The organism is Pseudomonas syringae group sp. 26L6 (assembly GCF_032587815.1).
Taxonomy (GTDB): Bacteria; Pseudomonadota; Gammaproteobacteria; order Pseudomonadales; family Pseudomonadaceae; genus Aquipseudomonas; species Aquipseudomonas amygdali.
Genome location: NZ_JAWHPJ010000018.1, coordinates 32,506 through 56,333 on the forward strand (window position 1 = coordinate 32,506; position 23,828 = coordinate 56,333).

Below are 23,828 nucleotides of genomic sequence, written 5' to 3' on the forward strand. Positions count from 1 at the left end.
GGACGCTCTGCGTCCTGCCTTGAATAGTAGGCGCGGCGCAGAGTGTTTCGAAATGCATGCCAATGCGGAGCATTGGCACCAATGACCATCATATAACCACTCAGCCCTCGTCAGCCTCGTCGTCATCCCCGCCGTCGACCTTCATGCCCAGTTCCTTGATCTTGCGGGTCAAGGTGTTGCGGCCCCAGCCCAGCAGCACGGCGGCGTCGCGGCGGCGGCCGGCGGTGTGCTTGAGGGCGGTTTCGATCATGATCCGCTCGAAAGTCGGTACAGCGCTGTCCAGCAGGCTGGACTGACCGCGAGACAACGCCTGGTCGGCCCACTGACGCAGCGCCTGTTCCCAGTTGGTGACCGGGGCGGCGTCCTGCGGCAGGCTCAGCAGTTCTGGTGGCAGATCGCTGATGTGCACTTCACGACCCGAGGCCATGACCGTGATCCAGCGGCAAGTGTTTTCCAGCTGTCGCACGTTGCCAGGCCACGGCAGATGCTTGAGGTATTCCTCGGTCTCGGCCTTGAGCAGCTTGGGTTCGACTGCCAGTTCCTGAGCCGCGCGGCTGAGGAAGTGCTTGGCCAGGGTCGGGATGTCTTCGCGGCGGTCCGACATGCGCGGAATGTGGATACGGATCACGTTCAGGCGATGGAACAAGTCCTCACGGAACTTGCCGGCCTGTACCAGGGTTTCCAGGTTCTGGTGGGTGGCGGCAATGATGCGCACGTCGACCTTGACCGGCGTGTGCCCGCCTACCCGGTAGAACTCGCCATCGGCCAGCACGCGCAGCAGACGGGTCTGGGTGTCGGCTGGCATATCGCCGATTTCATCGAGAAACAGCGTGCCGCCGTCGGCCTGTTCAAAACGACCGCGACGCAGGTTGGCCGCGCCGGTGAATGCGCCTTTTTCGTGGCCGAACAGCTCCGATTCCATCAAGTCCTTGGGAATCGCCGCCATGTTCAGCGCAATGAACGGCGAGGCCGAACGCGGGCTGTGGCGGTGCAGTGCATGAGCGACCAACTCTTTACCGGTCCCCGATTCACCGTTAATCAGAACAGTGATGTTGGAGTGGCTCAGGCGCCCGATAGCGCGAAACACTTCCTGCATCGCGGGCGCTTCGCCAATGATTTCAGGGGTGCGGGTCAGGGTCGGTGCGACGTCCAGGCCTTGCTGTTCCTGGGCGTGCTGATTGGCGCGTTTGACCAGCGAGACGGCTTCATCGACGTCGAACGGCTTGGGCAGGTACTCGAACGCACCACCCTGATAAGACGCCACGGCACTGTCCAGGTCCGAATGGGCGGTCATGATGATCACCGGCAGACGCGGATGCTGCTCGCGAATCCGCGCCAGCAGGTCCAGACCACTGGCACCGGGCATGCGGATGTCGGAAATGATCACGTCCGGCTGCTGACGGGCCAGACGGCTCATCACCCCGTCGGCGCTATCGAAGCTCTGCGTGGTCATGCCTTCCTGTTGCAAGGCCTTTTCCAGTACCCAGCGGATAGAACGATCGTCGTCTACGATCCAGACAGTTTCACTACGGCTCATGTCGAAGCTGCTCCTTGTTCCAGCGGCAGGAAGATCGAGAACGTGGTGTGGCCGGGATGGCTGTCACACTCGATCAGGCCTTGGTGCTGGCTGATGATGTTCTGGGTAATGGCAAGACCGAGCCCTGTGCCATCCGGGCGGCCACTGACCATCGGGTAAAAAATGGTTTCCTGAAGTTCGGCCGGAATACCGGGGCCGTTGTCGATGATTTCGATCTTGCTGACCAGCCGATGGCGAACGTGGCCGATAGTGAACTGGCGCATGGCGCGGGTGCGCAGGGTGATTCGTCCCAGGCGCAATTCGTTCTGGCCGCTGATGGCCTGCATGGCGTTGCGCACGATATTGAGCACGGCCTGGATCATTTGCTCGCGGTCGATCAAGACGTCGGGAATGCTTGGGTCATAGTCGCGCACCAGCGTGATGCAGCCCTGACTTTCGGCCTCGACCAGGCTGCACACTCGTTCAAGCACTTCGTGCACGTTGGTCATCGCCAGCGACGGCAGCTTGTTGGAGCCCAGCATACGGTCGACCAGATTACGCAAACGGTCGGCCTCTTCGATGATGACGTTGGTGTAATCCTTGAGGCTTTCTTCAGGCAGCTCGCGGGCCAGCAGCTGTGCGGCGCCGCGAATGCCGCCCAGCGGATTCTTTATTTCGTGAGCCAGGCCACGCACCAGCATCTTGGTGGTTTCCTGCTTTGACAACTGGGCCTCTTCCTTGGTAATGCGCAGCAACCTGTCACGTGGGTGCACTTCAAGCAGCAGCAGGGTATCGCCCTTGCTGAGAATCGGCGTCACGGCATAGTCGACAGTCAGTGTCTGACCGGTCAGTGCGGTGAGCATCGCTTCGCGCTTGGTGAAAGGATGAGCCTGTTCCACTGCCTGACGCAGCGAACTCAGTGCCTCAGCCGACTCGGTGAACAGCTCGCTGATGAATTGCCCATGGCTGCGCTGCCCGCTGATGGCGAGCAGCATTTCCGCTGCCGGGTTCATGTACTCAAGTCGCAGGTCGGCGTTGAGCAGAATGGTGGCAGTGGTCAGGTTATCCAGTAACAGTCTGTGCAGCGCGTCGCTGATAGTCATGAATCGTGTTGACCTCTTTTGGCACATTGCAGTTGCGCAATGCTGGTGCTGGTTGGTCTGCGCCAGCAGGAGCAAGGCCACCAATACGGTGCTGTCTCAGTGAAGTTGCAAAAACCAAACCAAGGCTCCGAAAAGAAGCGCTTTATCTGCAAAATCGGGCCGTTTTTCGAGCGAGTGCCCGCATACGGCGCTACTTTCAGTGCGTTCCTGAACCAAATTGGACTGTATTGTTGCGCGGGCGTGCAGGCGTCGCACCAAAAAGGTGCTTCTGCGTTGTCGAGGATCAGAAGAAAGGCAGGATGCTGCTTTTAGGCTCGGGCTTGTCCTTGAGCGGACACTCCGGGCGCACGCCGTAGTCATCCTCCTTGCAGGGATGAGTCGCGCGCTTTTGCGCGAGGGAAATGCGCTGCACGTGAAACGGCTGGATCGGCGTTTTTTCCAGGACACGGCCAAGTTCGTCGAAAATCTCTACCGATAATTGATGCGTGCCCCGATCCACATTGCTCAGCGGGAAGACAGGGCTGCGTCCGGCCTCGCCGACGGCAACGCCATCCAGCAATAGCCGGTAGCTGTGACCCGGCTGTAAAACCGGTTCGCTGGTGACGGTAACGATCAGATCGCCACTGGGATTGACCAGCGTGGCGTCCGGCTCGGGCACGAGAATTCTCAGCAGTTGATAATGAAACATGGGCTGCACGGCGGGTTTGGCGGGGTGCGCTTTCAGGGTTCGGGTCGGCGGGGTGCCGGTCATGTTGTTGCTGGGTGGAATATCAACGCGTGTGGCGTTCTTGCGCGGCTGGTCGGTAAACACCCGATTGCCTTGCGCGTCGATGTAGGTATAGACGTCGGCAGCGGCTGGCAGCGCTATCAGCAGCAGCAAGCAGATCAGCGCGCTGTGCATTCTGTGTCTGTTCATGGTTTGCCGAGGTGCACGCGTTGAATGGTCAGCGTAATGGTCTCGCTCTGCTGAATGATCCGCTCGCCGTCTTTCACCACTACCGCGAAACTGTGCTCGCCGCGATCGATGTTGACCACTTGAAAGCGCGGCAGGTTGGAGGGCTGCCCGTACAGGTTGCCGTCCAGCAGCAGTTGCAGGCTGTGAGTCGGTTGCAGACGCGGCTGGATCTTCACGCCAATGATGAACGTGCCGTTGTTGGCACGTAATGCTTCATCGGCTGGCAGGTCCGTCAGTTCCAGTACGTCGTAGGCCGTTTGTGGCTGTGGCTGTGGCTGAGGTTGTGCAGGGGCTGGTTGCGGGGTGCTGTTGACGACCGGTCTGGCGGGCGTCTGCGTTTCTATACTGTTGAGTGGCGGCAGCTCGACCACTTCGGTTTTGGTGCCGTTGGGTGGCTGATTGCTGAACGCAGTGTTGCCGTTCGCATCGGTGTACTTATAGATCTGCGCCAAGGCAGGCAGGCTGATCAACAGCAGCAGGCAAATCAGGCTTTGACGCATGAGACTCTCGGCAGCAATGGCACAATTGGCCGTCAGCATAGAACACATCGCCCTATGCTGCGCTACCCGCCTGATGTGTCAGAGGTTTGCCGAGCAAAGATCGGCGGTGGCCAGTACCAGCGCCTGATCATGAATCGGGTCGGTCTGATAACGCTTGAGCGCCATATCCAGCTTGATCCTGCAGTCTTCGGTCTTGCGCAGTGGCTGGAAGTCGGCATATGCCTGCAGCAGCTGGGTTTGCAGGCGATCCAGCTTCGGACGGATGTCATCGACCAGGCTGAGTCTGACCGTGTCGGGCGCTTTGCCTGCCGCGTGCCACTGGGCGAGCAGGGCGTTCTGCACCTGTTTATTGGCTTCGATCTGGGCGCGGAACAGACGTTGAACATCATCGGGGTTGAGCTTGAACTCGGCAGCGCGGGCCTGCGCTGCGCTGATCACTTGCTGTTCGCGTGGCGGGTCCTCTACCGCCTTGCCGCTGTCCCATTTGCTCAGGGCAACCTGATCGGCGATGGACAGGCGCTCGCTGATGGCTTGCAACAGCGGCTCGATAGCAGAGGGCTTCTGCTCGGCGGCGAAGGCGAAGCAGGAAGACATGCACGTCAGGGTCAGCAGGGAAGAGGCCAGAAGCAGGCGCATATTCAACTCCATATTGATCGGGGCGGGTTCAGAGTTAAGCCCGATTCTTGGGTATGCAGCCAGTGCCCGGTGGTGAAAAGAATTTCACGTTGCAAGGCTGCATTCCGCGTACGTGCTGGTGAGAGCTTATTGCGACAACGGCGTTGCTTCTGTCGCGGCGTAGAAGACGATAAGTTCGACCGGTGTGTCGCCCGTCTTGCCGCGGTGCACGATATCAACCCTCTCTGCGAGTGCGTCGCCTTTTTTCAGGCGGATTTCCTTGTTGCTGTCCCGTTTTTCGACGGTGATTTCTCCTGAGGCCACGTAGGCGGCGTTGGGGATCGGATGGCTATGCCATTTCAGCGCGGTGTTTGCAGGAATGTTGATTTTCAGAACGGTCAGCTCGGGCTGGCCTTTGGGGTAGGCAATGTAAGGCGTGCCATCCCAGGAAGTTTTGCTTTTCAGCAGAACACGGGATTCGACGGTGGGGCTTGCCTGTTGGGCAACGGCGTTGCCTGTCAGTGCTATCAGGGCAGCTGTGATCAGAAGTCTGTAGGGCATGTCGGGATGGCCTTGCTGGCTGAAATTCGAGCCAGAAGTTTGCCCGGTATTTTTTTTCTGATGCGGTATCCCGTTATTGCACAAAATAAAAAATCGGTCCTCAGAAACAAAGAAACCTCCCGAAGGAGGTCTCTTGTTACGCCATCAACGCTGGCGTGGCTGGATCAGCAGCTGTAGTACAGCTCGTATTCCAGTGGGTGTACGAAGGTACGAACGCGGATTTCTTCTTCGCTTTTCAGTGCGATGTAAGCGTCGATGAAGTCGTCGCTGAATACGCCGCCTTTGGTCAGGAACGCACGGCCCTTGTCCAGTTCTTCCAGCGCTTCTTTCAGGCTGCCGCAAACTTGTGGGATCTCTTTGGCCTCTTCAGGCGGCAGGTCATACAGGTTCTTGTCAGCTGCGTCGCCAGGGTGGATCTTGTTCTGGATGCCGTCCAGGCCAGCCATCAACAGAGCCGCGAAGGCCAGGTACGGGTTGGCCGAAGGATCCGGGAAGCGTGCTTCGATACGGCGGCCGCGTGGGCTGTTGACGTAAGGAATACGGATCGAAGCGGAACGGTTACGCGCCGAGTAGGCCAGCATGACCGGTGCTTCGAAGCCTGGAACCAGACGCTTGTACGAGTTGGTGGACGGGTTGGTGAAGCCGTTCAGCGCCTTGCCGTGCTTGATGATGCCGCCGATGAAGTACAGAGCGAGGTCGGACAGACCGGCATAGCCTTCGCCTGCGAAGGTGTTCTTGCCATCTTTGGCGATGGACATGTGCACGTGCATGCCTGAACCGTTATCACCGTACAGAGGCTTTGGCATGAAGGTCGCGGTGCGGCCGTAAGCGTCAGCAACGTTGTGAACAACGTATTTCAGGGTCTGAACTTCGTCAGCCTTTTTAACCAGCGTGTTGAATTTCACGCCGATTTCGTTCTGGCCAGCGGTCGCCACTTCGTGGTGGTGAACTTCAACGGTCTGGCCCATTTCTTCCAGAGCGTTGCACATGGCGGTACGGATTTCGTGGTCATGGTCAAACGGCGGAACCGGGAAGTAACCGCCTTTGACGCCTGGACGGTGGCCTTTGTTGCCGCCTTCCACGTCCTGATCGGACATCCACGAACCCTGTTCAGAGAAGATCTTGAACATGGAACCCGAGATGTCGGACTTGAATTTCACTTCGTCGAAGATGAAGAATTCTGGCTCAGGGCCTGCGAATACGGTGTCACCGATACCGGTGGACTTCAGGTATTCCTCGGCGCGACGAGCGATGGCGCGTGGGTCACGATCGTAACCTTGCATGGTCGACGGTTCGATGATGTCGCACACCAGGATCAGGGTCGGTTCTTCGGTGAACGGGTCCAGAACAGCGGTTTCGTCGTCCGGCAGCAAAATCATGTCGGAAGCTTCGATGCCTTTCCAGCCAGAGATGGAGGAGCCGTCGAACATCTTGCCGACTTCGAAGAAGTCATCTTCCAGCGCATCGCGAGCTGGCATGGTCACGTGGTGCTGCGTACCTTTAGTGTCCGTGAAGCGCAGATCAATCCACTTAACGTCATGATCTTTGATGAGTTGAACCGACTTCGACATGGTGTCCTCCGGGTGGCTAAGAACCGCCTTCTATAGGCTGGGTCCCTTGAATTTGGGTGATGCCGGCGCGAATATTCTGCCAAGGCAACCTGCCTCACAAGGGAGCAATTTGCATGCCAGTGCCCCGTGTTGGGTTTTTTGCTTCAAAAGCAGGCTTTCAGGGGATTTAAACGCGTCTGCCGAGAAAAGTACGCACCGTTATGGCGCTGCAGTTTGGTGCGTCGACTCTTTTTGGTGCGCTGATGATCGGGTATACGATAACTGGTTAAACGTTGAGCAATTTCCGCTATAATCCGCGCCCCCCTTTTTCAGTCGGCACCTCACGCGCTGTTTCCATGAAACTAATCGTTAAAGTTTTTCCAGAAATCACCATTAAAAGCCCGCCGGTGCGCAAGAAATTCATCCGGCAACTGGGCAAGAACATTCGTACCGTGCTCCGTGAACTGGACGCGGACATTGTCGTGGGTGGCGTATGGGACAACCTTGAGGTGGAGACCCGCCAGACCGACCCCAAAGTGCTGCAGGGCATCAGGGACCGGCTAAGTTGCATGCCCGGCATTGCCAACTTTCTGCAGGTGGCCGAGTACCCGTTGGGCGATATGGATGACATCGTTGCCAAGTGCAAACTGCACTACGCCGACCTGCTGCCCGGCAAGATGTTTTCAGTGCGTTGCAAGCGCGCCGGTCGCCACGATTTCAGCTCGATGGATGTCGAGAAATACGTCGGTAGCAAGTTGCGCATGCAATGCGGCGCTGCCGGAATCGAGCTGAAAAAGCCCGATCTGGTCGTGCGGATGGAAATTCGCGACCAACGGTTGTTTGTCGTTCATGACCAGCATCAGGGCATGGGCGGCTACCCGCTGGGTGCGCTGGAGCAGACCCTGGTATTGATGTCCGGCGGTTTCGATTCGACCGTTGCGGCCTACCAGATCATGCGCCGCGGCCTTATGGCGCACTTCTGCTTCTTCAATCTGGGCGGAAGAGCCCATGAACTGGGCGTGATGGAAGTCGCTCACTTTATCTGGAAGAAGTACGGCAGTTCGCAGCGGGTGCTGTTTGTCAGCGTGCCATTCGAGGAAGTTCTCGGAGAAATTCTGCAGAAAGTCGATAACAGTCATATGGGTGTAGTTTTGAAGCGTATGATGTTACGCGCTGCATCCGCCGTGGCTGATCGTCTCGAAATCGACGTGCTGGTAACTGGCGAAGCGATTTCACAGGTTGCCAGCCAGACGCTGCCAAACCTGTCGCTGATCGACGCGGCGACCGACAAGCTGGTCCTGCGACCGCTGGTTGCGAGCCACAAGCAGGACATCGTGGACCTGGCGACCGAAATAGGCACTGCCGATTTTGCCCGCCACATGCCTGAGTATTGCGGGGTGATTTCGGTCAACCCGAAGACCAACGCCAAGCGAAATCGCGTTGAGTACGAAGAAAAACAGTTCGACATGGCGATTCTCGAGCAAGCGCTTGAACGCGCAAAGCTGATTTCGATCGATCGGGTCATCGACGATCTGAGCCGCAATGTCGACATAGAAGAAGTCAGCCAGGCGCTGGCCGGTCAGGTCATCATCGACATCCGTCACCCGGATGCCCAGGAGGACCAGCCGCTGCAAGTGCCTGGCGTGGAGATACAGACGTTGCCGTTCTACGCATTGAACAGCCGTTTCAAGGCACTGGATGACACGCGCCAGTACCTTTTGTATTGCGACAAAGGCGTCATGAGTCGCCTGCATGCTCACCATTTGCTCAGTGAGGGGCATGCCAATGTGCGCGTTTATCGACCGAGCTAAGTGCCCGGGGCTGTTTGCCTGTGGCTTGCGTCACCGGCCCCCCGACACCAGTCGTCATGCCGTAACGGCTTTTGCCGACTCGAAATAGTTAATCGCTGCCTTATAAACAGTCAGCAGACCGAATCCTCTGATCGAGATACACAAGTGATCGAAAATCTACGCAACATCGCCATCATTGCTCACGTTGACCATGGTAAGACCACCCTGGTAGACAAACTCCTGCGCCAGTCCGGCACCCTTGAGCGCAACGAGCTCAACGACGAGCGCGTGATGGACTCCAACGACCAGGAAAAAGAGCGCGGTATTACCATTCTCGCGAAGAACACCGCGATCAACTGGAATGGCTACCACATCAACATCGTGGACACCCCGGGCCACGCCGACTTCGGTGGTGAAGTAGAGCGCGTGATGTCGATGGTCGACTCCGTACTGCTGCTGGTTGATGCCCAGGACGGCCCTATGCCGCAAACCCGTTTTGTGACCAAGAAGGCTTTCGAAGCCGGCCTGCGTCCAATCGTGGTCATCAACAAGGTTGACCGTCCAGGCGCGCGTCCGGACTGGGTTCTGGACCAGATCTTCGACCTGTTCGACAACCTCGGTGCTACCGAAGAACAGCTGGACTTCAAAGTCGTCTACGCCTCGGCCCTGAACGGTATTGCCGGTCTGGAACACACCGACATGGCTGAAGACATGACTCCGCTTTATCAGTCGATCGTCGACCACGTTCCTGCTCCAAAGGTTGACCGTGACGGCCCGTTCCAGATGCAGATCTCGGCTCTGGACTACAACAGCTTCCTGGGCGTCATCGGTGTTGGCCGTATCGCTCGCGGTCGCGTCAAGCCAAACACCCCGGTTGTTGCTATCGATGCCGAAGGCAAGAAGCGTAACGGTCGTATCCTGAAGCTGATGGGTCACCACGGTCTGCACCGTGTGGACGTTGAAGAAGCAGCTGCCGGCGACATCGTCTGCATCAGCGGCTTCGACCAGCTGTTCATCTCCGACACTCTGTGCGACCCACTGAATGTCGAAGCGATGAAGCCGCTGACCGTCGACGAGCCAACCGTTTCGATGACCTTCCAGGTTAACGATTCGCCGTTCTGCGGTAAGGAAGGCAAGTTCGTCACCAGCCGTAACATCAAGGAACGTCTGGACAAGGAACTGCTGTACAACGTTGCCCTGCGCGTTGAAGAAGGCGACACCGCCGACAAGTTCAAGGTCTCCGGCCGTGGTGAGCTGCACCTCTCGGTACTGATCGAAACCATGCGTCGCGAAGGCTTCGAAATGGGTGTTGGTCGTCCGGAAGTGATCATCCGTCGCGTAGGTGACGTTAAGCACGAACCGTACGAAAACGTGACCATCGACCTGCCGGAAGAATCCCAGGGCGCGATCATGGAGCAAATGGGTCTGCGTAAAGGCGACCTGACCAACATGGTTCCGGATGGCAAAGGCCGTGTTCGCCTTGAGTACAACATCCCGGCCCGCGGCCTGATCGGTTTCCGTAACGAGTTCCTGACCCTCACCTCCGGTGCTGGCATCCTGACCTCGATCTTCGACCGTTACGACGTGATGAAGTCCGGCGACATGTCCGGCCGTCAGAACGGCGTTCTGGTTTCGGTTGAAACCGGCAAGGCACTCACCTACTCCCTGGAAACCCTGCAGGCGCGCGGCAAGCTGTTCGTCGAGCACGGTCAGGAAATCTACGGTGGTCAGATCGTTGGTCTGAACAGCCGCGACAACGACCTGGGTGTGAACCCTACCAAAGGCAAGAAGCTCGACAACATGCGTGCTTCGGGCAAAGACGAAACCATCGCCCTGGTTCCACCTGTCAAGTTCACCCTTGAACAGGCTCTGGAATTCATCCAGGACGACGAGCTGTGCGAAGTAACGCCGAAGTCCATCCGTCTTCGCAAGAAGATCCTGGACGAAAGCGAGCGTACCCGCGCTGCCAAGAAAGCCAAGGCTTGATACTTAGCCCGCGCTGAATAAAAAACCCCGGTCGAGAGACCGGGGTTTTTTTATGCCTGATGGATTATCGGGACACGCAACCGGCCGAAGCTCAGGGCGGGTATCAAGTGTCTAGCGCTTGCCACCCACCGGTGCCAGCAGCAGTTCGATACGTTGCTTGCGGATACCATCGGCAGCAGCTTCAGCCAGCGCGGCATCGGTGATGATGGTGTCGAACTGCTCGAGCCCGGCCACCTTGTACATGCCGAAGGTGCCGTATTTCGAGCTGGTCGCGACCAATATGGTTTGCGAGGCTGACTGCATGGCGGCCTGTTTGACCTCGACTTTCAGCGCCGACGGTGTAGTCGTGCCACGTTGCAGGTCCCACGAGCTGGTCGACATGAAGGCCACATCGGTCGCCAGTTGCCGCAACGTCGCTGCCGCCAGCCCGCCGACGCTGGAGCGGTTCGGATGATCGAGCAGCCCGCCGGTGTGAATCACATCCACATGAGCAGCATCGGCCAGCGCGTGGACTACGCCGAAATCATTGGTGACCACAGTCATGCCTGACAGCGCGATGATATGCGGGACGATTTCGAGTGTGCTGGTGCCTGCGTCCAGATAGATCGTCATGTCCGGGTGCAGCAAACCCGCCGCGAGCCTCGCCATGCCCTGTTTGTGCGGCAGCTCTATAACCGCCTTGGACTGATGGCTGGGCTCGCTGTGCACCTGACTGGCAATGCGCACGCCACCGGTGACTGAATAGGCCCGGCCTTCCTGTTCCAGCTGGGCGATATCGCGGCGGATGGTCATGTGCGAGCAGTCGAACATCTCCATCAACTGATGAACGCTGAGCACCTGATGCTTGCGCAATTGACGCAGCATCAGCTCCCGGCGCTGATCGGGGATCATAGGTGTACCGCCGGAAATGGCGATCTCCTCTTCAGTGGACATTCGTGCTCCTTGATGAGCCGCCAAGACAACAGGCGGTCCGCGCATCTTAGCCAATCGCTCCGGCAATGGAAGCAGCGACGGGCCTTTTTGCACGGACTTGCTCATCTTTACAGGCAGTCCACCTCAGTTCATCCAGTTGCCACCATCGACGTTATAGGTCTGGGCGACGACGTATTCACTGTCCGGCGACGCAAGGAAAATCGCCATGCCGGTCAGGTCATCCGCCGTGCCCATACGTCCGTATGGCACCTGCTCGCCGACCAGCTTCTTCTTCTCGCCCAGCGGGCGGTTTTCATAGCGGGCGAACATCGCATCCACGCCATCCCAGTGTTCGCCATCGACCACGCCCGGTGCGATGGCGTTGACGTTGATGCCATGCTTGATGAGGTCCAGTCCGGCCGATTGGGTCAGGCTGATCACCGCAGCCTTGGTCGCGCAGTACACCGCCACCAGCGCCTCGCCACGCCGACCAGCCTGACTGGCCATGTTGATGATCTTGCCGCCGTGCCCCTGGGCAATCATTTGCCTGGCTGCTGCCTGCAACGTGAACAGGGTGCCCGCGACGTTGATCGAAAACAGCCGCTCGTAACTGTCGCGGGTGATACCGACAATTGGTGCCAGATCAAACAGTGCGGCGTTGTTGATCAGGATATCCAGCTTGCCGGCCTGTGCGACCACAGCGGCGATGGCCTGATCGATGGACGCCTGGTCCGTCACGTCCATGCTGACCGCGTAGGCGTTCGGCCCCAGCTCGTTCGCCGTGGCTTGCGCGCGTTGCAGATTGATATCGGCAATGGCTACACGAGCACCTTCCTGGATATATGCCTGGGCAAACGCACGCCCGATGCCTCGCGCCGATCCGGTGATCAGCGCACTTTTACCTTCAAGTCGTTTCATGGGTTCATCATCCGTCCAATACAGTTGAGGGCCGCAGCTTTACTTCGGATAACCGGCGCGTTTCATCTCGCGTTCGGTGACGGCCTGTGCAGCGCTGAGCGCCTGTTCAGTGGTGGTCTGGCCGGTCACGGCAGCGGAGAACAACTTGCCGACCGAGGTGCCGATGGCCTGGAACTCGGGAATGGTCACGTACTGGATGCCGACGTAAGGCACTGGCTTGGCCGAGGGGTGCGCGGGGTCGGCGTGTTGCATCATTTGCAGCGTGACGCTGGCAAACGGCGCAGCCTTGAGATAGGCCTCGCTGTAGGTAGAAGTTCGAGTACCTGGCGGCACATTACTGATGCCGTCTTTCTCGGCGACCAGCTGGATATAGGCTTTGGACGTCGCCCAAGTGATGAACGTCTTGGCCGCGTCCTTGTGCTTTGAGGTGGCCGGTATCGCCAGCGACCAGGCGTAGAGCCATGATGAGCCCTTGTCGGTCACTTCAACCGGCGCAGGTGCGAAGCCGACGCTGTCGACCACCTTGCTCTGTTCCTTGTCCGTCGTGAAGGAGCCGGCCACGCTGGCGTCGACCCACAAGGCGCATTTGCCGCTGTTGAACAGCGCGAGGGTTTCGTTGAAACCATTGCTCGACACGCCCGGCGGGCCATACTTTTTCAGCGTATCGACGTAGAAATTCGCAGCCTTGCTCCATTCCGGGCTGGTCAGTTCGGGCTTCCATTGTTCATCGAACCAGCGCGCGCCAAACGCGTTGGCCATGGTGCTCAGCAGCGCGATGTTCTCGCCCCAACCGGCCTTGCCGCGCAGGCACATGCCGTAAATACCTTTGTCGGGCTGATGCAGCTTCGCCGCGAACTCACCCAGTTGGGTCCAGGTTGGCTGCTGCGGCATGCTCAGACCTGCCTGCTTGAACAGGTCGGTTCGGTAATAGGTGATCGTGCTTTCGCCATAAAAGGGCAGGGCATAGAGCGTGTCCTTGACCGACAAACCTTGGCGCACTGAGGGAAATATGTCTTCCAGTTCGTACTCGGGCGCAAGGCCGGTGATTGGTTCCAGCCATTGCTTGGCACCCCACAGTGGCGTTTCGTAGGTGCCGATGGTCAGCACGTCGAACTGGCCGCCTTGAGTAGCAATGTCGGTGGTCAGGCGCTGGCGCAGGACGTTTTCTTCCAGCACTACCCAGTTGAGCTTGATGTCGGGATGCTGCTGCTCAAAGGTTTTCGACAGGCGCTGCATGCGGATCATGTCGCCGTTGTTCACCGTGGCGATGGTCACGGTTTCGGCAGCCTGGACGGTCAGGTTGAAAAGGGCGACGGACACGCCCGCTGACAGGAAAAGCGCTTTGCGGATGTTCATCTCAGGGCACTCCATCCCGCGCCTTGGCTGGCGGGAGTCATTGTTTTTGTTGTTGGCCACGGCTGAATCACCATGGTGGACGGCTCGATTACAGCAGCCTGTTGCGGCCTGAACAAACGCATGGCAAACGATCGACTGATACTTTTTTAACCGCTGGCCACGCGGCGCTCTGAAAGCAAAAAAGTATCAGTGGCGGATTAATTGTGAGCTAGCACTGGCCGAGCGGCAGGGCGTATGTTTAGTTGTCCACAGCGCATTCATAACGATAAAAGGGGCGTCCAGTGCCTGACAGCCGAGCGGCTTTGTTTGAGCAGCGTCCCGCCGAGCTTGAGGTTATTCTCCCGCAACCAGACCACTGCTTTCGCTGGTACGAGCACGACTATCCCTACTCGCTGGCCCGCTGGAACCACCATCCAGAATTTGAAATCCACCTGATCCGCCAGGGCAGTGGCAAGCTGGTGGCCGGTGATTACATCGGTGAGTTCGGTGCCGGTCATGTGGCCCTGATCGGTCCCGATTTGCCTCACGACTGGATCGGCGATCTGGCCCCCGGCGAGCACTTGGCCGGGCGTGACGTGGTGTTGCAGTTCGATGGCGCGGCGTTGCTGGCGCTACGTGGCACGCTGCCGGAACTGGGCGATTTGCAGCGTCTGTTCGAACAGGCACGTCGCGGGTTGGAGTTCACCGGCGAAACAGCGGTGCAGGCTGCGCAACTGCTGGAGCAGATCGGCCCGGCACAAGGCCTGGAACGGCTGATTCTGTTTCTACAACTGGTCAATACACTGATGAAGGCACCTGCGCAGGAGGCTCATCTGCTGGCCAGCACCTGGTATGCACCGACCCTGGATGCGCGCAGTTCCGAGCGGATCAACAAGGCGTTCGATTATCTGCTGACTGAATTGACCAGCGATATTCGCCTGTCAGTCATCGCGCAACGGCTGGACATGAGTGATCCGGGCTTTTCGCGCTTCTTCAAACGCACCACCGGGCATTGTTTTATCGACCTGATGCGCAAACTGCGGGTTCAGCGGGCTTGCCGGTTGCTGCTGCACAGCGAGATGTCGGTGTCGGACATCTGCTTTGAAGTGGGTTACGCCAACCTGTCCAACTTCAACCGGCATTTCCGCGTGGAGATGCAGCAGACGCCCAGTGAGTACCGGCGCGCCGCTGCATCCGTCTGATCAATGCTCTGCCGGCTCTTTCGCCTGAGGCGAACGGGTGACGGCATGCACCAGCTTACCGATCGTCAGGCCTTGCAAGAGGATCGACAGCAACACCACGATGTAGGTGATGCTCAGCAGCAGGTCACGCTCCGGTCCGGTGGGCAAGGCCAGCGCCAGTGCCACCGAGACACCGCCGCGCAAGCCGCCCCAGGTCAGGATGCGGATCGTACCGTGCGGCACCTTACGCCAGCGACGCAGCAGCAGAATAGCCGGGGCCACGGTGACAAAGCGCGACAGCAGAATCGCCGCTGCCAGCAGGCTGGCGGCAATCAGGTGCTGCCAAGAGAACGGCAGCAGCAACAGCTCCATGCCGATCAGCGCAAACAGCAGTGCGTTGAGCATGTCATCCAGCAATTCCCAGAAACCGTCCATGTAACGACGGGTCATGTCGTTCATCGCCAGATTACGTCCCAGGTTGCCGATGATCAGCCCGGCCACGACCATCGCGATAGGGCCTGACACATGCAGCTCGGAGGCCATCGCCGAGCCGCCGATCACCAGCGCGAGAGTCAGCATGACTTCGATCTGATACTGCTCGATGCTTTTGATCATCAGGTACACGGCATAGCCAATCAGGCCGCCGAACAGCACACCGCCGACTGCTTCGTGGACGAACAGCAGGGCGGTTTCGCCAACCGTCGGCGTCTCGCCCAACTGCGCGATACCCAGCAGAACGGTGAACACCACCACCGCCGTGCCATCGTTGAACAGGCTTTCACCAACGATGGTGGTTTTCAGCGGTTTGGAGGCGTTGGCGGTACGCAACACACCGAGCACGGCAATCGGGTCGGTGGGCGAGATCAGCGCACCAAACAGCAGGCAGAACAGCGGGCTGACGTGCCAGCCGAACAGGGCGAAGATCCAGTAGGCCAGCGCGCCGATCACGGTGGTGGCAATCAACACACCGAAGGTTGCCAGCAGGCCGATGGGCCAGCGATAGCTTCTCAGGTCGGCAAGGTTGACGTGCAGCGCCCCGGCGAACAGCAGGAAGGACAGCATCCAGTTCATCAGCAGGTCGCCGAAGTCGATCTGACCGATCAACTGCTGGACGCGATCTTCCAGGCCGGGATAGCCCAGAAAACTCAGGCCTTGCAGCAGCAAAGAGAACATCAGCGCGGTGACCATCACACCGATGGTGGGCGGCAGACCGATAAAGCGATAGTTCACATAGGTCAGCAGCGCAGTGAGGCAGATAAAACCAGCAGCTAGTTCAAGCATCCGTCATTCCAGAATCCGTAAGTGCAGTGTCTCGATCACCGTAACCGAGCCTGTGTTTGATGGACCGGATCCATGTCCAGACACATCGCGACACGACACAGTGGGGTTTGCGTTGACCACGCAGATGCGGTGATGTTGCAAAAAAGGCAGGAATCAGTGAATGAGGCAGACTTGAAAGCGCAAGAAGCGGGGCATTGCAGACACAAAAAAGTCAGCCCGGATAACGGTCCGGGCTGATGGGGGATGTAACAGTGGGTGGCCTCCCTGGCAGGTTCAGAATCACTGGCTGTTTCTGCACCCGCTCAGGACCTGGTACTGCACGGTGTTCAACTTGCCTTTGGAGTCCTCGTAGGTCATCAGTTTCGGCATCACGCTACAGGTTTGCAGATCCGGGGATTTGCGAATGACCTTGGCAACGTCGAGCTTCATTCCGTATTTGTACTCCTTGATCTCCGGCATCGGCTTGTTATGGATAGCGGCGTATTTCTGCACGCTGGCCTGGTGTTCCTTGATCACTGTGGTGGCTTTGACTTCATCAGTGGTGTAAGCGTAAGCACTCAGTGGCGAAAGAATGACCAGAGCAAGTAACAACGATTTGGCGGTGCGCATTTTCTTTTGTCTCCGTTTGAATGTGGTTCAACCTTACCAAGTGCGCACTAACCGGAAAGTGGCTGAAACATTACAAATCGGTAATCTCGCAGATGTCAGCTTTCTAACAGTATTGTCATTCTCTGCTCACCTTCCTGTTAGCTACCCGGACGTACGCTTGTTTCATCCCTGACGAGCACTGCGCTTTTAAGGAACTCCTTACACACCGAAAGAGGTAATGATGATGAAACTGATCAAGTCGATGGTTTTCGCCGTAGCTGCCTTGTCCGCCACTGCAGCCTTCGCCGACGACGGCAACGAGTACGCAAGCACAGCGGCTGACAAGATGCGTCTTGCACAGGAACTGCGCTTCAAGGAACAGAACAGCAGCAACAAAGCCGAGCGCTACGTCAACACAGACGACAACGCCAAGGCCGAGCGGTCGACCAAGTCCGAAGGCTGATGCCTTTGATGCCCGACCCGCTGCACCCCCATTCGCCCTTGGTAGCTCCCTGCTCCTTTGGTCGGGGCGAATCTTTAAGCGTCCTTCGGGGCGCTTTTTTATTCCCGTATCTACACAAATCGTTATCACGCCCGTGCTCCAGCGCCCGTGGGAGCGAGCTTGCTCGCGAAAAGGCCGGTACAGCCGCCAGAAGGAGTGCACTTGAACCAGGGAATGCCGTTCTGGACGCTCTGCGTCCTATCTTGAATGTCTGATTACACCGGTCAAAGCGTATTTTATTTTATTGAGCAACGGCGTGCTGTAATGCACTTCCTTTCATAGTTGTAATCTTCCCGTCACCTCGGCGTTATCTTCGTCACTTCAAGATTGTGCCCCACTGGCAGCGCTCGGGTTAATAAAAACAGCCAGATCGACATGTTTATAACAATCTGCCGATTGGACGGAGCGCACATGACTCAACTTAAAACTCTATCACTGGCCCTGTGTTCGACCCTCGCCGGTGTCGCACCGGCTGCCGTATTCGCCGAAGAGCAAAAAGAAGGCTTCATCGAAGGCAGCACGCTGACCGTACTCAACCGCAACTTCTACATGAACCGCGACCATCGCAACGGCGAATCCAGCCCTACCGGCAATGGTTACTCCGAAGCGTGGGCGCAAGGCATCATCGGGCGATTCCAGTCAGGTTTTACTCAAGGCACCTTCGGCGTCGGGGTCGATGCATTTGCCATGATCGGTATCAAGCTCGACACCGGTGACGGCCGCAACGGCGGCCGCAGCGCATTCGACGTGCTGCCGGTCGATGGGGAAGGCAGCGCCCGTGACGAATACACCAAGGTAGGTGGCTCACTGAAGGCCAGAGCCTTCGACACCGTCGTCAACGTGGGCGATGTGTTTCCGTCCACCCCGGTGGTTGCCTTCGGCGACTCCCGTCTGCTGCCGGAAAGCTTTCGCGGCGTTACCGCCGTCAACAACAGCATCAGCGGCCTGACCCTGCAAGGCGGTCGCCTGCACTCCATGAGCCAGCCCGTTTCCAGCAACATGCGCGACGGTTTCGTCACCTTCTACGGCGGTGCCGTGGACTCTCCATGGGTTGCCTACTTCGGCGGTGACTATCAGGCCACCGACAGGCTGAGCCTTGGCCTCTACACCAGCCGACTCAAAGACGCCTGGGATCAGAAATACGCTTCAGCGTCCTACGTGCTGCCGCTCTCTGACGACCTGTCGCTGACCAGCAGCCTGAACTACTACAACGCCACTGACGAAGGCAAAAAGCTGCTCGGCGAATTCGACAACGACATCTGGAGCGCAAAACTCGCCCTGCAATACGGCGCGCACACCCTGTCGCTCTCGCACCAGCGCAACGAAGGTGATGACGATTTCGACTACCTCCGGCAGTCCGACTCCATCTACCTGGCCAACTCCATCCAGTACAGCGACTTCAACTCACCCAAAGAGCGCTCGTGGATGGTCACCTACAACCTCGACATGTCCACCTTCGGCGTACCCGGCCTGTCGTTCATGACCCGCTACGGCAAAGGCACCGACGCCGACTACTCCAACGCCAACAGCACCTACATGCGCCGCGACGCACAAGGCAACCCGCTGACCGATCAAAAACGCTGGGAGCGCGATATCGAAGCGAAATACATCGTGCAGACCGGATCACTCAAAGACCTGTCGCTGCGCGTGCGTCAGGCAACGACTCGTGCCACGGCGTTTGAATCGGACCTGGATGAGGTGCGGGTGATTGTGGAGTATCCGTTGAGTGTGCTTTGAATGTTTGACTGAAGCGTCCTTAGGGACGCTTTTTTTGAAGAGGTGCGAATACGCTAACAGGCCCGGTTTTATGACGGGCATGTGCTGCGGAATTACGGCATCTATCCTAGGCTAATTTTTTTGCAAATGATGATGCTTGCATTTGAAACTGTTTGATTTCTTGACAGTTTTGGGTGTTCTGATGTTTGTAACTTGTTACAGGGCTTGGTTGTGTCGAACTCGGGTTTTTATCTTAGTGACATGCAGCCGTCAATCTCAAAGCTTTCAGAGTTTATTATGAAAATTACAAGATAATTTTCTATTTCCAAGGTGACCCAGCTTCGCAACGCCTCATCTTTTGAAGCTTCAAGCGATGCTGCACATAGGTCTGCGCCATTAAGTTGGCGCCCTTGGGCTGCCAGGTTGCTGGCTCTGAATTCTATAATGAATTTTAACGTGTTTTTATTTTGATCATCATAGATAGATACTTCTGGAGGTAGCAAGGATGAAATATCAGATATTTTAGGTTTTTTAATTAATTTACGTGTGATAGGGTCGCAGAGATTCGAAGAAACGTACGTTTTGAAGTCGACTTTTTCTATTATATCTTTAGCTTTCATTTGGGTGATGGTTTTCAAGATTATTAATATCGGGGCTGTGAGCTCGCTTTGATACTGTATTCGTGATATTAAAATGAGCACTTGACTGCCATTTTTTCATCTCTTAATCCTCACTTAAGCCACAAGTCCTAAAAAAACGGCAGTGGCATTTCCTGTTCACTATCCGTGCCTGAAGATAGGACATCCCCTAAAGTAGCAGTTCTACGCTCAAAGTTTAACAGAATATCGAACAATTGAGCTCCAAACCTCTTATTACGAGCTGGGCTCCTGGCTTTATAGAATTCTTCACAGCAGTCGCAAGCAACTCTCGGACAGAATCGTTAAACTCCTGCTCCAAAAAGGCATTAAGTAAATCATTAGTCATAGCGCAATCTCATTTTGTGAATGCCGCATGCATGATTCAGTTTCTAATATTTACCTTGATAATGCTGGTTGACTTTCCGGAAGTATTCACGACTATAGCCTTTTCAACGTTATACTCTACCACATATCCACTCGGGCTATTCGGCCTCATCTTTATATATCGAAAAGTTCTACCCGTACAGCTCGATATATTTTGCCTATACATCGCCACTTTTGAAAATCAGAAAATAATTGAGTCTAAAATAAACTGTAGTTTCACCGGGTCCGCAGCATTCCCAAAATAATATTCATTCCCTCCATCATCGAGCAGCTCAGGGGGTGTCGATTTCCAATACAGCACGAAATATTTCTCGTCCAACAAATCCTCTAATGCGCCTGCGTCATCATATGTTGATACTCTAATGTAAGGCCCATATTCCGAGTGAATAGATACCACCACTCTCTCTCCGACTTTTGAATCAATCATATTTCACCTACCAATTAATGCTGTTAAACCAGTCCAACTCCTGCTGAGTAGGAGCTCGTTTGGTACCTTTAGTATCTAGAGGGTTCTCATATCGTATTGGGCGTGTTGCTCCAGGTACATAAGGGTTAAGTTCTGTTTCTTTGACTCGAGTACTGGTCATATCGAATTCCGTGCCGTCTTTATAGGTTATTTTCACTCCCGGCTCACCAGCCTTACCACCTAGTCGAGTGGTGTTCTTTGTTGTTCTGGTAGTAATCGTTCCGATTTTTTTTGCACCACCCGAAAATCTATTGCATAGACCTAACGGATCAACCCACCCATAAGGATTAGGTGCATATTGATAGAGATTATCCCCCCCACTCAGCCCAATCGGATCCTGCGTAATAAACCGCCCAATCTCAGGATCGTAATACCGAAACGTGTTGTAGTGAAGCCCTGTCTCGACATCGAAATACTGCCCCTGAAACCTCAGGTTCTGCTCGACCTCGTTAACCACCAGCTTTTCAATCGCTCCCCACGGCCGGTATTTGGCCTGCCAGACGATCTGCCCTTCGGCATCAGTCATCTCCAGTGGTGTACCAATCTGGTCTGTGTGGAAGTAGTAGACCTTGTTCTCTAACTCGCCCTTTTTCTCATCAACACGGGCTAAAGGCGCGTAGCTGCCAGGCTCATAGAGATACAAGCTGCTGTGCTCGGGACCCTCTTCACGCAGCAGCCGCAATCCCTGCCAGAGAAAGCGTTTCTCGTCGCTCTGGCCTTTGATATCCGACTGTTTGGAGGCTGTCGTACTGGTAGCTGCTGGTGCTCTCCACTTGACTGTTGGCCATGGTCTCGGTTTTGACCAGGCGGTTTTCGCTGTCGTAGGTGAAGGTTTGCCAGCGGACGATGCCGACGATTTTCTCGACCAGGTTGCCCCACGCGTCGTACTTGTATTCGTGGTTGCTCCATTGCTTGAGACGGTTGTCTTTGACGCGGTCGAAGCGGTTGGTGTTGAAGTTCAGGCGGTTGCCAGCGGTGTCGTAGCGGAATTCTTCGCCTTCGAAGCGTTTTTCGGGGTTGTGTTCAAGCAGGCGGCCGTTGGCTTCGTATTCGTAGGTGACCTCGCCGCGCAGTTTGTCGAGGGTGCGGCTCAGTTCGCCAGCCGGGTCGTACTCGTAGCGGCGGTGGATCGGGTTGTAGGCGTGTTCGACGTAGCGCTCTGGTTTTATGAGCGGGTTCTGGATCTGTGAGAGTTTTTCAGCGGGCAGTGTGGTTGCGTACTGCCAAGCCTTGCGGCCAAGGGCGTCGTAGCCGAAGCAACTGGTGAGTTTTCCCTGCGTGCGGTAGATCTCGCGGTGCAGGTCGTCGCGCTCCATGATCGCTGATCAACTGGCCATCGAGGTTCAGTTGATGCAGGTGACCGCTGCCGTAATACAGGTGGTTCAGGTGCTGGCCGGTGGGAAGGGTCAGCGTAGTCAGGTTGCTGAGCGGATCGTACTCGTAGGCCAGCGCGCCCTGAGGCGAGGTCTCCTGCGTCGGGCGGTCAGTTTCTCTGCAGTGATACCGAGTTCTCTACCGTCTCTAGGCTTACGCTCTAGTGTAGTGATTTTGTCTGACTTTTAAGGAGCAGATTTTTAATATCTAGAATAATGGCTGTGCTTTTAATATCAACAAGTTGAGGATGTTAGAATAAAATTAAAATGTCGATTTTTGCCATTTATCTCTGCGTAGAGTCTCTTTTTTTCTAATCATCCATCCTGATTGAGAGTTGACTAAAGTGAACTTAAAACTTGCCTCAAGTCCAATAGATTGCTCAACGATAAAAGAAGCGGATTGATCGCTTTCTTTGTCCGTTTTCACCTTGTCTCTTATAGGGTCATACATTGTAGGCTCTCCACACGCCAAACCTTCTAATCGTGCCCAGCTTTTCGGAGATTTTATTGAGTGTTTTTGCAAGATTTCTTCAAGTTTTTTTTTATAGTTTTCACTGCATGAGTTTGCATCAATACCTTTTTCTATTAAAGAAAATTTTTCGCGAAAAAAACTACTTTCCCATTCATTCATGTCGCCAAGGAACTGTATTAGCACATCAAGGGGTTTAGGTTTTTCTTTCATGGGTTCCTCTAATTGTCAAATATATTAAATAGTATGCGCTTGCCGTTTTGTGAAACGTTGTACAATATCTGGTCCGGGCGTGTTGAAGACTTTCCATATACAAATTTTATATCTACGTCTACAGGGCCTTTTTTTAGTACATACTCGGCAACGTCCTTTTCGAAGTCTCTAAAAAGCCACCTGTTAATTCCCGGAAGTTGAGGGAAAACACCATTTTTTCCTCCAGCTCCACCGAGTAGCTTGGCGATTATGTGGCCCGCATCGTCGTCCGGATTGCCAAGGCTTCTCGCCCAGCTCCGGGACGATGCGTTTGTCGCAGTTCCACCTTTTTTAATGTCATTTTCGGTAATCGTAGCCGTCGCTCGTAGAGGCTGTCCTGCGGGGCCTCGGATAACATTAGCATTGACGCACCAGCCTAATGGATCAACCCACTCATAAGGATTAGGCGCATACAGATAAAGATTATCCCCCCCACTCAGCCCAATCGGATCCTGCGTTATAAACCGTCCTATCTCCGGATCGTAATACCGAAACGTGTTGTAGTGAAGCCCTGTCTCGACATCGAAATACTACCCCTGAAACTTCAGGTTCTGCTCGACATGGCTCATCACAAGCTTTTCTGTCATTCTCCCAAGCCCGATATTTTCTCTGTCAGACGATTTGCTACCATGCTTCGATCATTTTCAGCCGGCTTGCTATATCGCTCATCGTGAAGTGATATAGAAGGGCTTTCTTCGCCTCCAACTTCGCGTTGATTGACTCTAGCGAGCGCGTAAAGATGCCGATAATTTTAGTATTGTAAATACTCTTTATACTAGTAAGAGTTGCATTCGGGTTGAGTGATTTATAATGGGGCGCGCCGCCATTTATCATCATGGTTTAAGATCTCCTTTTTCTTTATCAACCATTCATTATTTTGGAGTTTTAGTGTTATTTTCGATAAGGTTTCTGCTCCAGCAGTTTGCTGCGCTGTTATAGAAGCAGAGTTTTTTTCGCTAGCTATTGTTTCCAATATATCGCTTTCGGGATCGTATGTGGGTGGGTTCGTACAGCCTAAGTCTATTAGTCTGCCAAAGTTGCTTTTGTCTTCTATCACATATTTCTTTAGTATTTCTTCTAGTTTGCTTCTATAGGCTTTCTTTAAGGATAGATCATCTTTACCCTCTGTTAGTTCTTTTTTTCTTAGTCTGAAAAACTCCGTTTCCCAAAGGTTCATTTCTTTCATGAACTTTTCAATGGTTTCCAGCGCTTGGCTTGAAGATTCTTTATTGTTCAT

21 protein-coding genes and 2 pseudogenes are annotated in these 23,828 nt (G+C 55.6%); 5 read left to right on the forward strand and 18 right to left on the reverse strand.

Annotated elements, in window-relative coordinates; translation table 11 throughout:
• Positions 1-100: 100 nt before the first annotated feature.
• The 7 genes from ntrC to glnA form a co-directional block, all read right to left on the reverse strand.
• Positions 101-1,537, reverse strand: coding sequence for a nitrogen regulation protein NR(I) (gene ntrC / locus RYA97_RS07805; protein WP_002555721.1), 1,437 nt, complete (start codon positions 1,535-1,537; stop codon positions 101-103).
• Positions 1,534-2,619 (reverse strand): nitrogen regulation protein NR(II), encoded by a 1,086-nt coding sequence (gene glnL, locus RYA97_RS07810; protein WP_002555720.1) that lies wholly within the window; start codon positions 2,617-2,619, stop codon positions 1,534-1,536. The genes ntrC and glnL overlap by 4 nt, the downstream gene beginning before the upstream one ends.
• A gap of 283 nt (positions 2,620-2,902) precedes the next feature.
• Complete coding sequence (locus tag RYA97_RS07815; protein ID WP_029241094.1) at positions 2,903-3,520, reverse strand: DUF4124 domain-containing protein; 618 nt, start codon at positions 3,518-3,520, stop codon at positions 2,903-2,905.
• 11 nt (positions 3,521-3,531) lie between these two features.
• The gene (locus RYA97_RS07820; protein ID WP_080900655.1) at positions 3,532-4,074 is read right to left on the reverse strand and encodes a DUF4124 domain-containing protein; all 543 of its coding nucleotides are present in this window, start codon (positions 4,072-4,074) and stop codon (positions 3,532-3,534) included.
• A 78-nt stretch (positions 4,075-4,152) separates the two neighbouring features.
• Positions 4,153-4,710: a chorismate mutase gene (locus RYA97_RS07825; RefSeq protein WP_054996175.1), complete on the reverse strand. Its 558-nt coding sequence runs from the start codon at positions 4,708-4,710 to the stop codon at positions 4,153-4,155.
• 126 nt (positions 4,711-4,836) lie between these two features.
• A complete protein-coding gene (locus RYA97_RS07830; protein ID WP_057404925.1) occupies positions 4,837-5,250 on the reverse strand; it encodes a cupin domain-containing protein in 414 nt (137 codons plus the stop codon).
• Positions 5,251-5,414: 164 nt separating this feature from the next.
• Positions 5,415-6,821 (reverse strand): glutamate--ammonia ligase, encoded by a 1,407-nt coding sequence (gene glnA, locus RYA97_RS07835; RefSeq protein WP_002555716.1) that lies wholly within the window; start codon positions 6,819-6,821, stop codon positions 5,415-5,417.
• Between the two features lie 335 nt (positions 6,822-7,156).
• Here glnA and thiI point away from each other — a divergent pair, with 335 nt between their 5' ends.
• Positions 7,157-8,611, forward strand: coding sequence for a tRNA uracil 4-sulfurtransferase ThiI (gene thiI / locus RYA97_RS07840; protein WP_004654939.1), 1,455 nt, complete (start codon positions 7,157-7,159; stop codon positions 8,609-8,611).
• A gap of 144 nt (positions 8,612-8,755) precedes the next feature.
• A complete protein-coding gene (gene typA, locus RYA97_RS07845) occupies positions 8,756-10,576 on the forward strand; it encodes a translational GTPase TypA (RefSeq protein WP_002555714.1) in 1,821 nt (606 codons plus the stop codon).
• Between the two features lie 111 nt (positions 10,577-10,687).
• Here the strand turns inward: typA and RYA97_RS07850 are convergent, their stop codons facing one another.
• The 3 genes from RYA97_RS07850 to RYA97_RS07860 all read right to left on the reverse strand — a co-directional run bounded on the left by RYA97_RS07850 (position 10,688) and on the right by RYA97_RS07860 (position 13,762).
• Positions 10,688-11,509, reverse strand: coding sequence for a DeoR/GlpR family DNA-binding transcription regulator (locus tag RYA97_RS07850; RefSeq protein WP_057404926.1), 822 nt, complete (start codon positions 11,507-11,509; stop codon positions 10,688-10,690).
• A gap of 123 nt (positions 11,510-11,632) precedes the next feature.
• The gene (locus RYA97_RS07855) at positions 11,633-12,406 is read right to left on the reverse strand and encodes an L-iditol 2-dehydrogenase (protein WP_057404927.1); all 774 of its coding nucleotides are present in this window, start codon (positions 12,404-12,406) and stop codon (positions 11,633-11,635) included.
• 39 nt (positions 12,407-12,445) lie between these two features.
• Positions 12,446-13,762 carry an ABC transporter substrate-binding protein gene (locus RYA97_RS07860; RefSeq protein WP_057404928.1) on the reverse strand — a complete coding sequence of 439 codons (1,317 nt, stop codon included), beginning with the start codon at positions 13,760-13,762 and terminating at the stop codon, positions 12,446-12,448.
• Between the two features lie 281 nt (positions 13,763-14,043).
• Here RYA97_RS07860 and RYA97_RS07865 point away from each other — a divergent pair, with 281 nt between their 5' ends.
• Positions 14,044-14,943: an AraC family transcriptional regulator gene (locus tag RYA97_RS07865; protein ID WP_029240989.1), complete on the forward strand. Its 900-nt coding sequence runs from the start codon at positions 14,044-14,046 to the stop codon at positions 14,941-14,943.
• Here the strand turns inward: RYA97_RS07865 and RYA97_RS07870 are convergent, their stop codons facing one another.
• Positions 14,944-16,203: a sodium:proton antiporter gene (locus tag RYA97_RS07870; RefSeq protein ID WP_316892061.1), complete on the reverse strand. Its 1,260-nt coding sequence runs from the start codon at positions 16,201-16,203 to the stop codon at positions 14,944-14,946.
• 279 nt (positions 16,204-16,482) lie between these two features.
• The gene (locus tag RYA97_RS07875) at positions 16,483-16,812 is read right to left on the reverse strand and encodes a DUF2790 domain-containing protein (protein ID WP_004663292.1); all 330 of its coding nucleotides are present in this window, start codon (positions 16,810-16,812) and stop codon (positions 16,483-16,485) included.
• 217 nt (positions 16,813-17,029) lie between these two features.
• Here RYA97_RS07875 and RYA97_RS07880 point away from each other — a divergent pair, with 217 nt between their 5' ends.
• Both RYA97_RS07880 and RYA97_RS07885 read left to right on the forward strand, forming a co-directional pair.
• Entirely contained in the window at positions 17,030-17,254 is a 225-nt protein-coding gene (locus tag RYA97_RS07880) for a hypothetical protein (protein ID WP_004663296.1), read from the forward strand.
• A gap of 450 nt (positions 17,255-17,704) precedes the next feature.
• Positions 17,705-19,030 (forward strand): OprD family porin, encoded by a 1,326-nt coding sequence (locus RYA97_RS07885; RefSeq protein WP_057405703.1) that lies wholly within the window; start codon positions 17,705-17,707, stop codon positions 19,028-19,030.
• 227 nt (positions 19,031-19,257) lie between these two features.
• Here RYA97_RS07885 and RYA97_RS07890 read toward each other — a convergent pair whose 3' ends face one another.
• The 6 genes and pseudogenes from RYA97_RS07890 to RYA97_RS07915 form a co-directional block, all read right to left on the reverse strand.
• On the reverse strand, positions 19,258-19,647 hold the full coding sequence (locus RYA97_RS07890; RefSeq protein ID WP_183134543.1) for a hypothetical protein: 390 nt from the start codon (positions 19,645-19,647) through the stop codon (positions 19,258-19,260).
• A 565-nt stretch (positions 19,648-20,212) separates the two neighbouring features.
• The gene (locus RYA97_RS07895) at positions 20,213-20,458 is read right to left on the reverse strand and encodes a hypothetical protein (RefSeq protein ID WP_080725948.1); all 246 of its coding nucleotides are present in this window, start codon (positions 20,456-20,458) and stop codon (positions 20,213-20,215) included.
• A gap of 7 nt (positions 20,459-20,465) precedes the next feature.
• Positions 20,466-22,029 (reverse strand): annotated as a pseudogene (locus tag RYA97_RS07900) (RHS repeat domain-containing protein); the annotation flags it as partial.
• Positions 22,030-22,132: 103 nt separating this feature from the next.
• On the reverse strand, positions 22,133-22,552 hold the full coding sequence (locus RYA97_RS07905) for an NTF2 fold immunity protein (RefSeq protein WP_005772187.1): 420 nt from the start codon (positions 22,550-22,552) through the stop codon (positions 22,133-22,135).
• Between the two features lie 8 nt (positions 22,553-22,560).
• Positions 22,561-23,203 (reverse strand): annotated as a pseudogene (locus tag RYA97_RS07910) (RHS repeat-associated core domain-containing protein); the annotation flags it as partial.
• Between the two features lie 193 nt (positions 23,204-23,396).
• Positions 23,397-23,828, reverse strand: a complete 432-nt coding sequence (locus RYA97_RS07915; RefSeq protein ID WP_010196009.1) for an NTF2 fold immunity protein — start codon at positions 23,826-23,828, stop codon at positions 23,397-23,399.

Coding starts and splice junctions, on each gene's coding strand:
- RYA97_RS07885 (WP_057405703.1), top strand. CDS start 17,705: ATGACTCAACTTAAAACTCTATCACTGGCCCTGTGTTCGACCCTCGCC.
- RYA97_RS07860 (WP_057404928.1), bottom strand. CDS start 13,762: ATGAACATCCGCAAAGCGCTTTTCCTGTCAGCGGGCGTGTCCGTCGCC.
- RYA97_RS07815 (WP_029241094.1), bottom strand. CDS start 3,520: ATGCACAGCGCGCTGATCTGCTTGCTGCTGCTGATAGCGCTGCCAGCC.
- RYA97_RS07855 (WP_057404927.1), bottom strand. CDS start 12,406: ATGAAACGACTTGAAGGTAAAAGTGCGCTGATCACCGGATCGGCGCGA.
- glnL (WP_002555720.1), bottom strand. CDS start 2,619: ATGACTATCAGCGACGCGCTGCACAGACTGTTACTGGATAACCTGACC.
- RYA97_RS07830 (WP_057404925.1), bottom strand. CDS start 5,250: ATGCCCTACAGACTTCTGATCACAGCTGCCCTGATAGCACTGACAGGC.
- thiI (WP_004654939.1), top strand. CDS start 7,157: ATGAAACTAATCGTTAAAGTTTTTCCAGAAATCACCATTAAAAGCCCG.
- RYA97_RS07895 (WP_080725948.1), bottom strand. CDS start 20,458: ATGATTGATTCAAAAGTCGGAGAGAGAGTGGTGGTATCTATTCACTCG.
- RYA97_RS07870 (WP_316892061.1), bottom strand. CDS start 16,203: ATGCTTGAACTAGCTGCTGGTTTTATCTGCCTCACTGCGCTGCTGACC.
- RYA97_RS07825 (WP_054996175.1), bottom strand. CDS start 4,710: ATGCGCCTGCTTCTGGCCTCTTCCCTGCTGACCCTGACGTGCATGTCT.
- RYA97_RS07905 (WP_005772187.1), bottom strand. CDS start 22,552: ATGAAAGAAAAACCTAAACCCCTTGATGTGCTAATACAGTTCCTTGGC.
- RYA97_RS07850 (WP_057404926.1), bottom strand. CDS start 11,509: ATGTCCACTGAAGAGGAGATCGCCATTTCCGGCGGTACACCTATGATC.
- ntrC (WP_002555721.1), bottom strand. CDS start 1,537: ATGAGCCGTAGTGAAACTGTCTGGATCGTAGACGACGATCGTTCTATC.
- glnA (WP_002555716.1), bottom strand. CDS start 6,821: ATGTCGAAGTCGGTTCAACTCATCAAAGATCATGACGTTAAGTGGATT.
- RYA97_RS07820 (WP_080900655.1), bottom strand. CDS start 4,074: ATGCGTCAAAGCCTGATTTGCCTGCTGCTGTTGATCAGCCTGCCTGCC.
- RYA97_RS07875 (WP_004663292.1), bottom strand. CDS start 16,812: ATGCGCACCGCCAAATCGTTGTTACTTGCTCTGGTCATTCTTTCGCCA.
- RYA97_RS07915 (WP_010196009.1), bottom strand. CDS start 23,828: ATGAACAATAAAGAATCTTCAAGCCAAGCGCTGGAAACCATTGAAAAG.
- RYA97_RS07880 (WP_004663296.1), top strand. CDS start 17,030: ATGATGATGAAACTGATCAAGTCGATGGTTTTCGCCGTAGCTGCCTTG.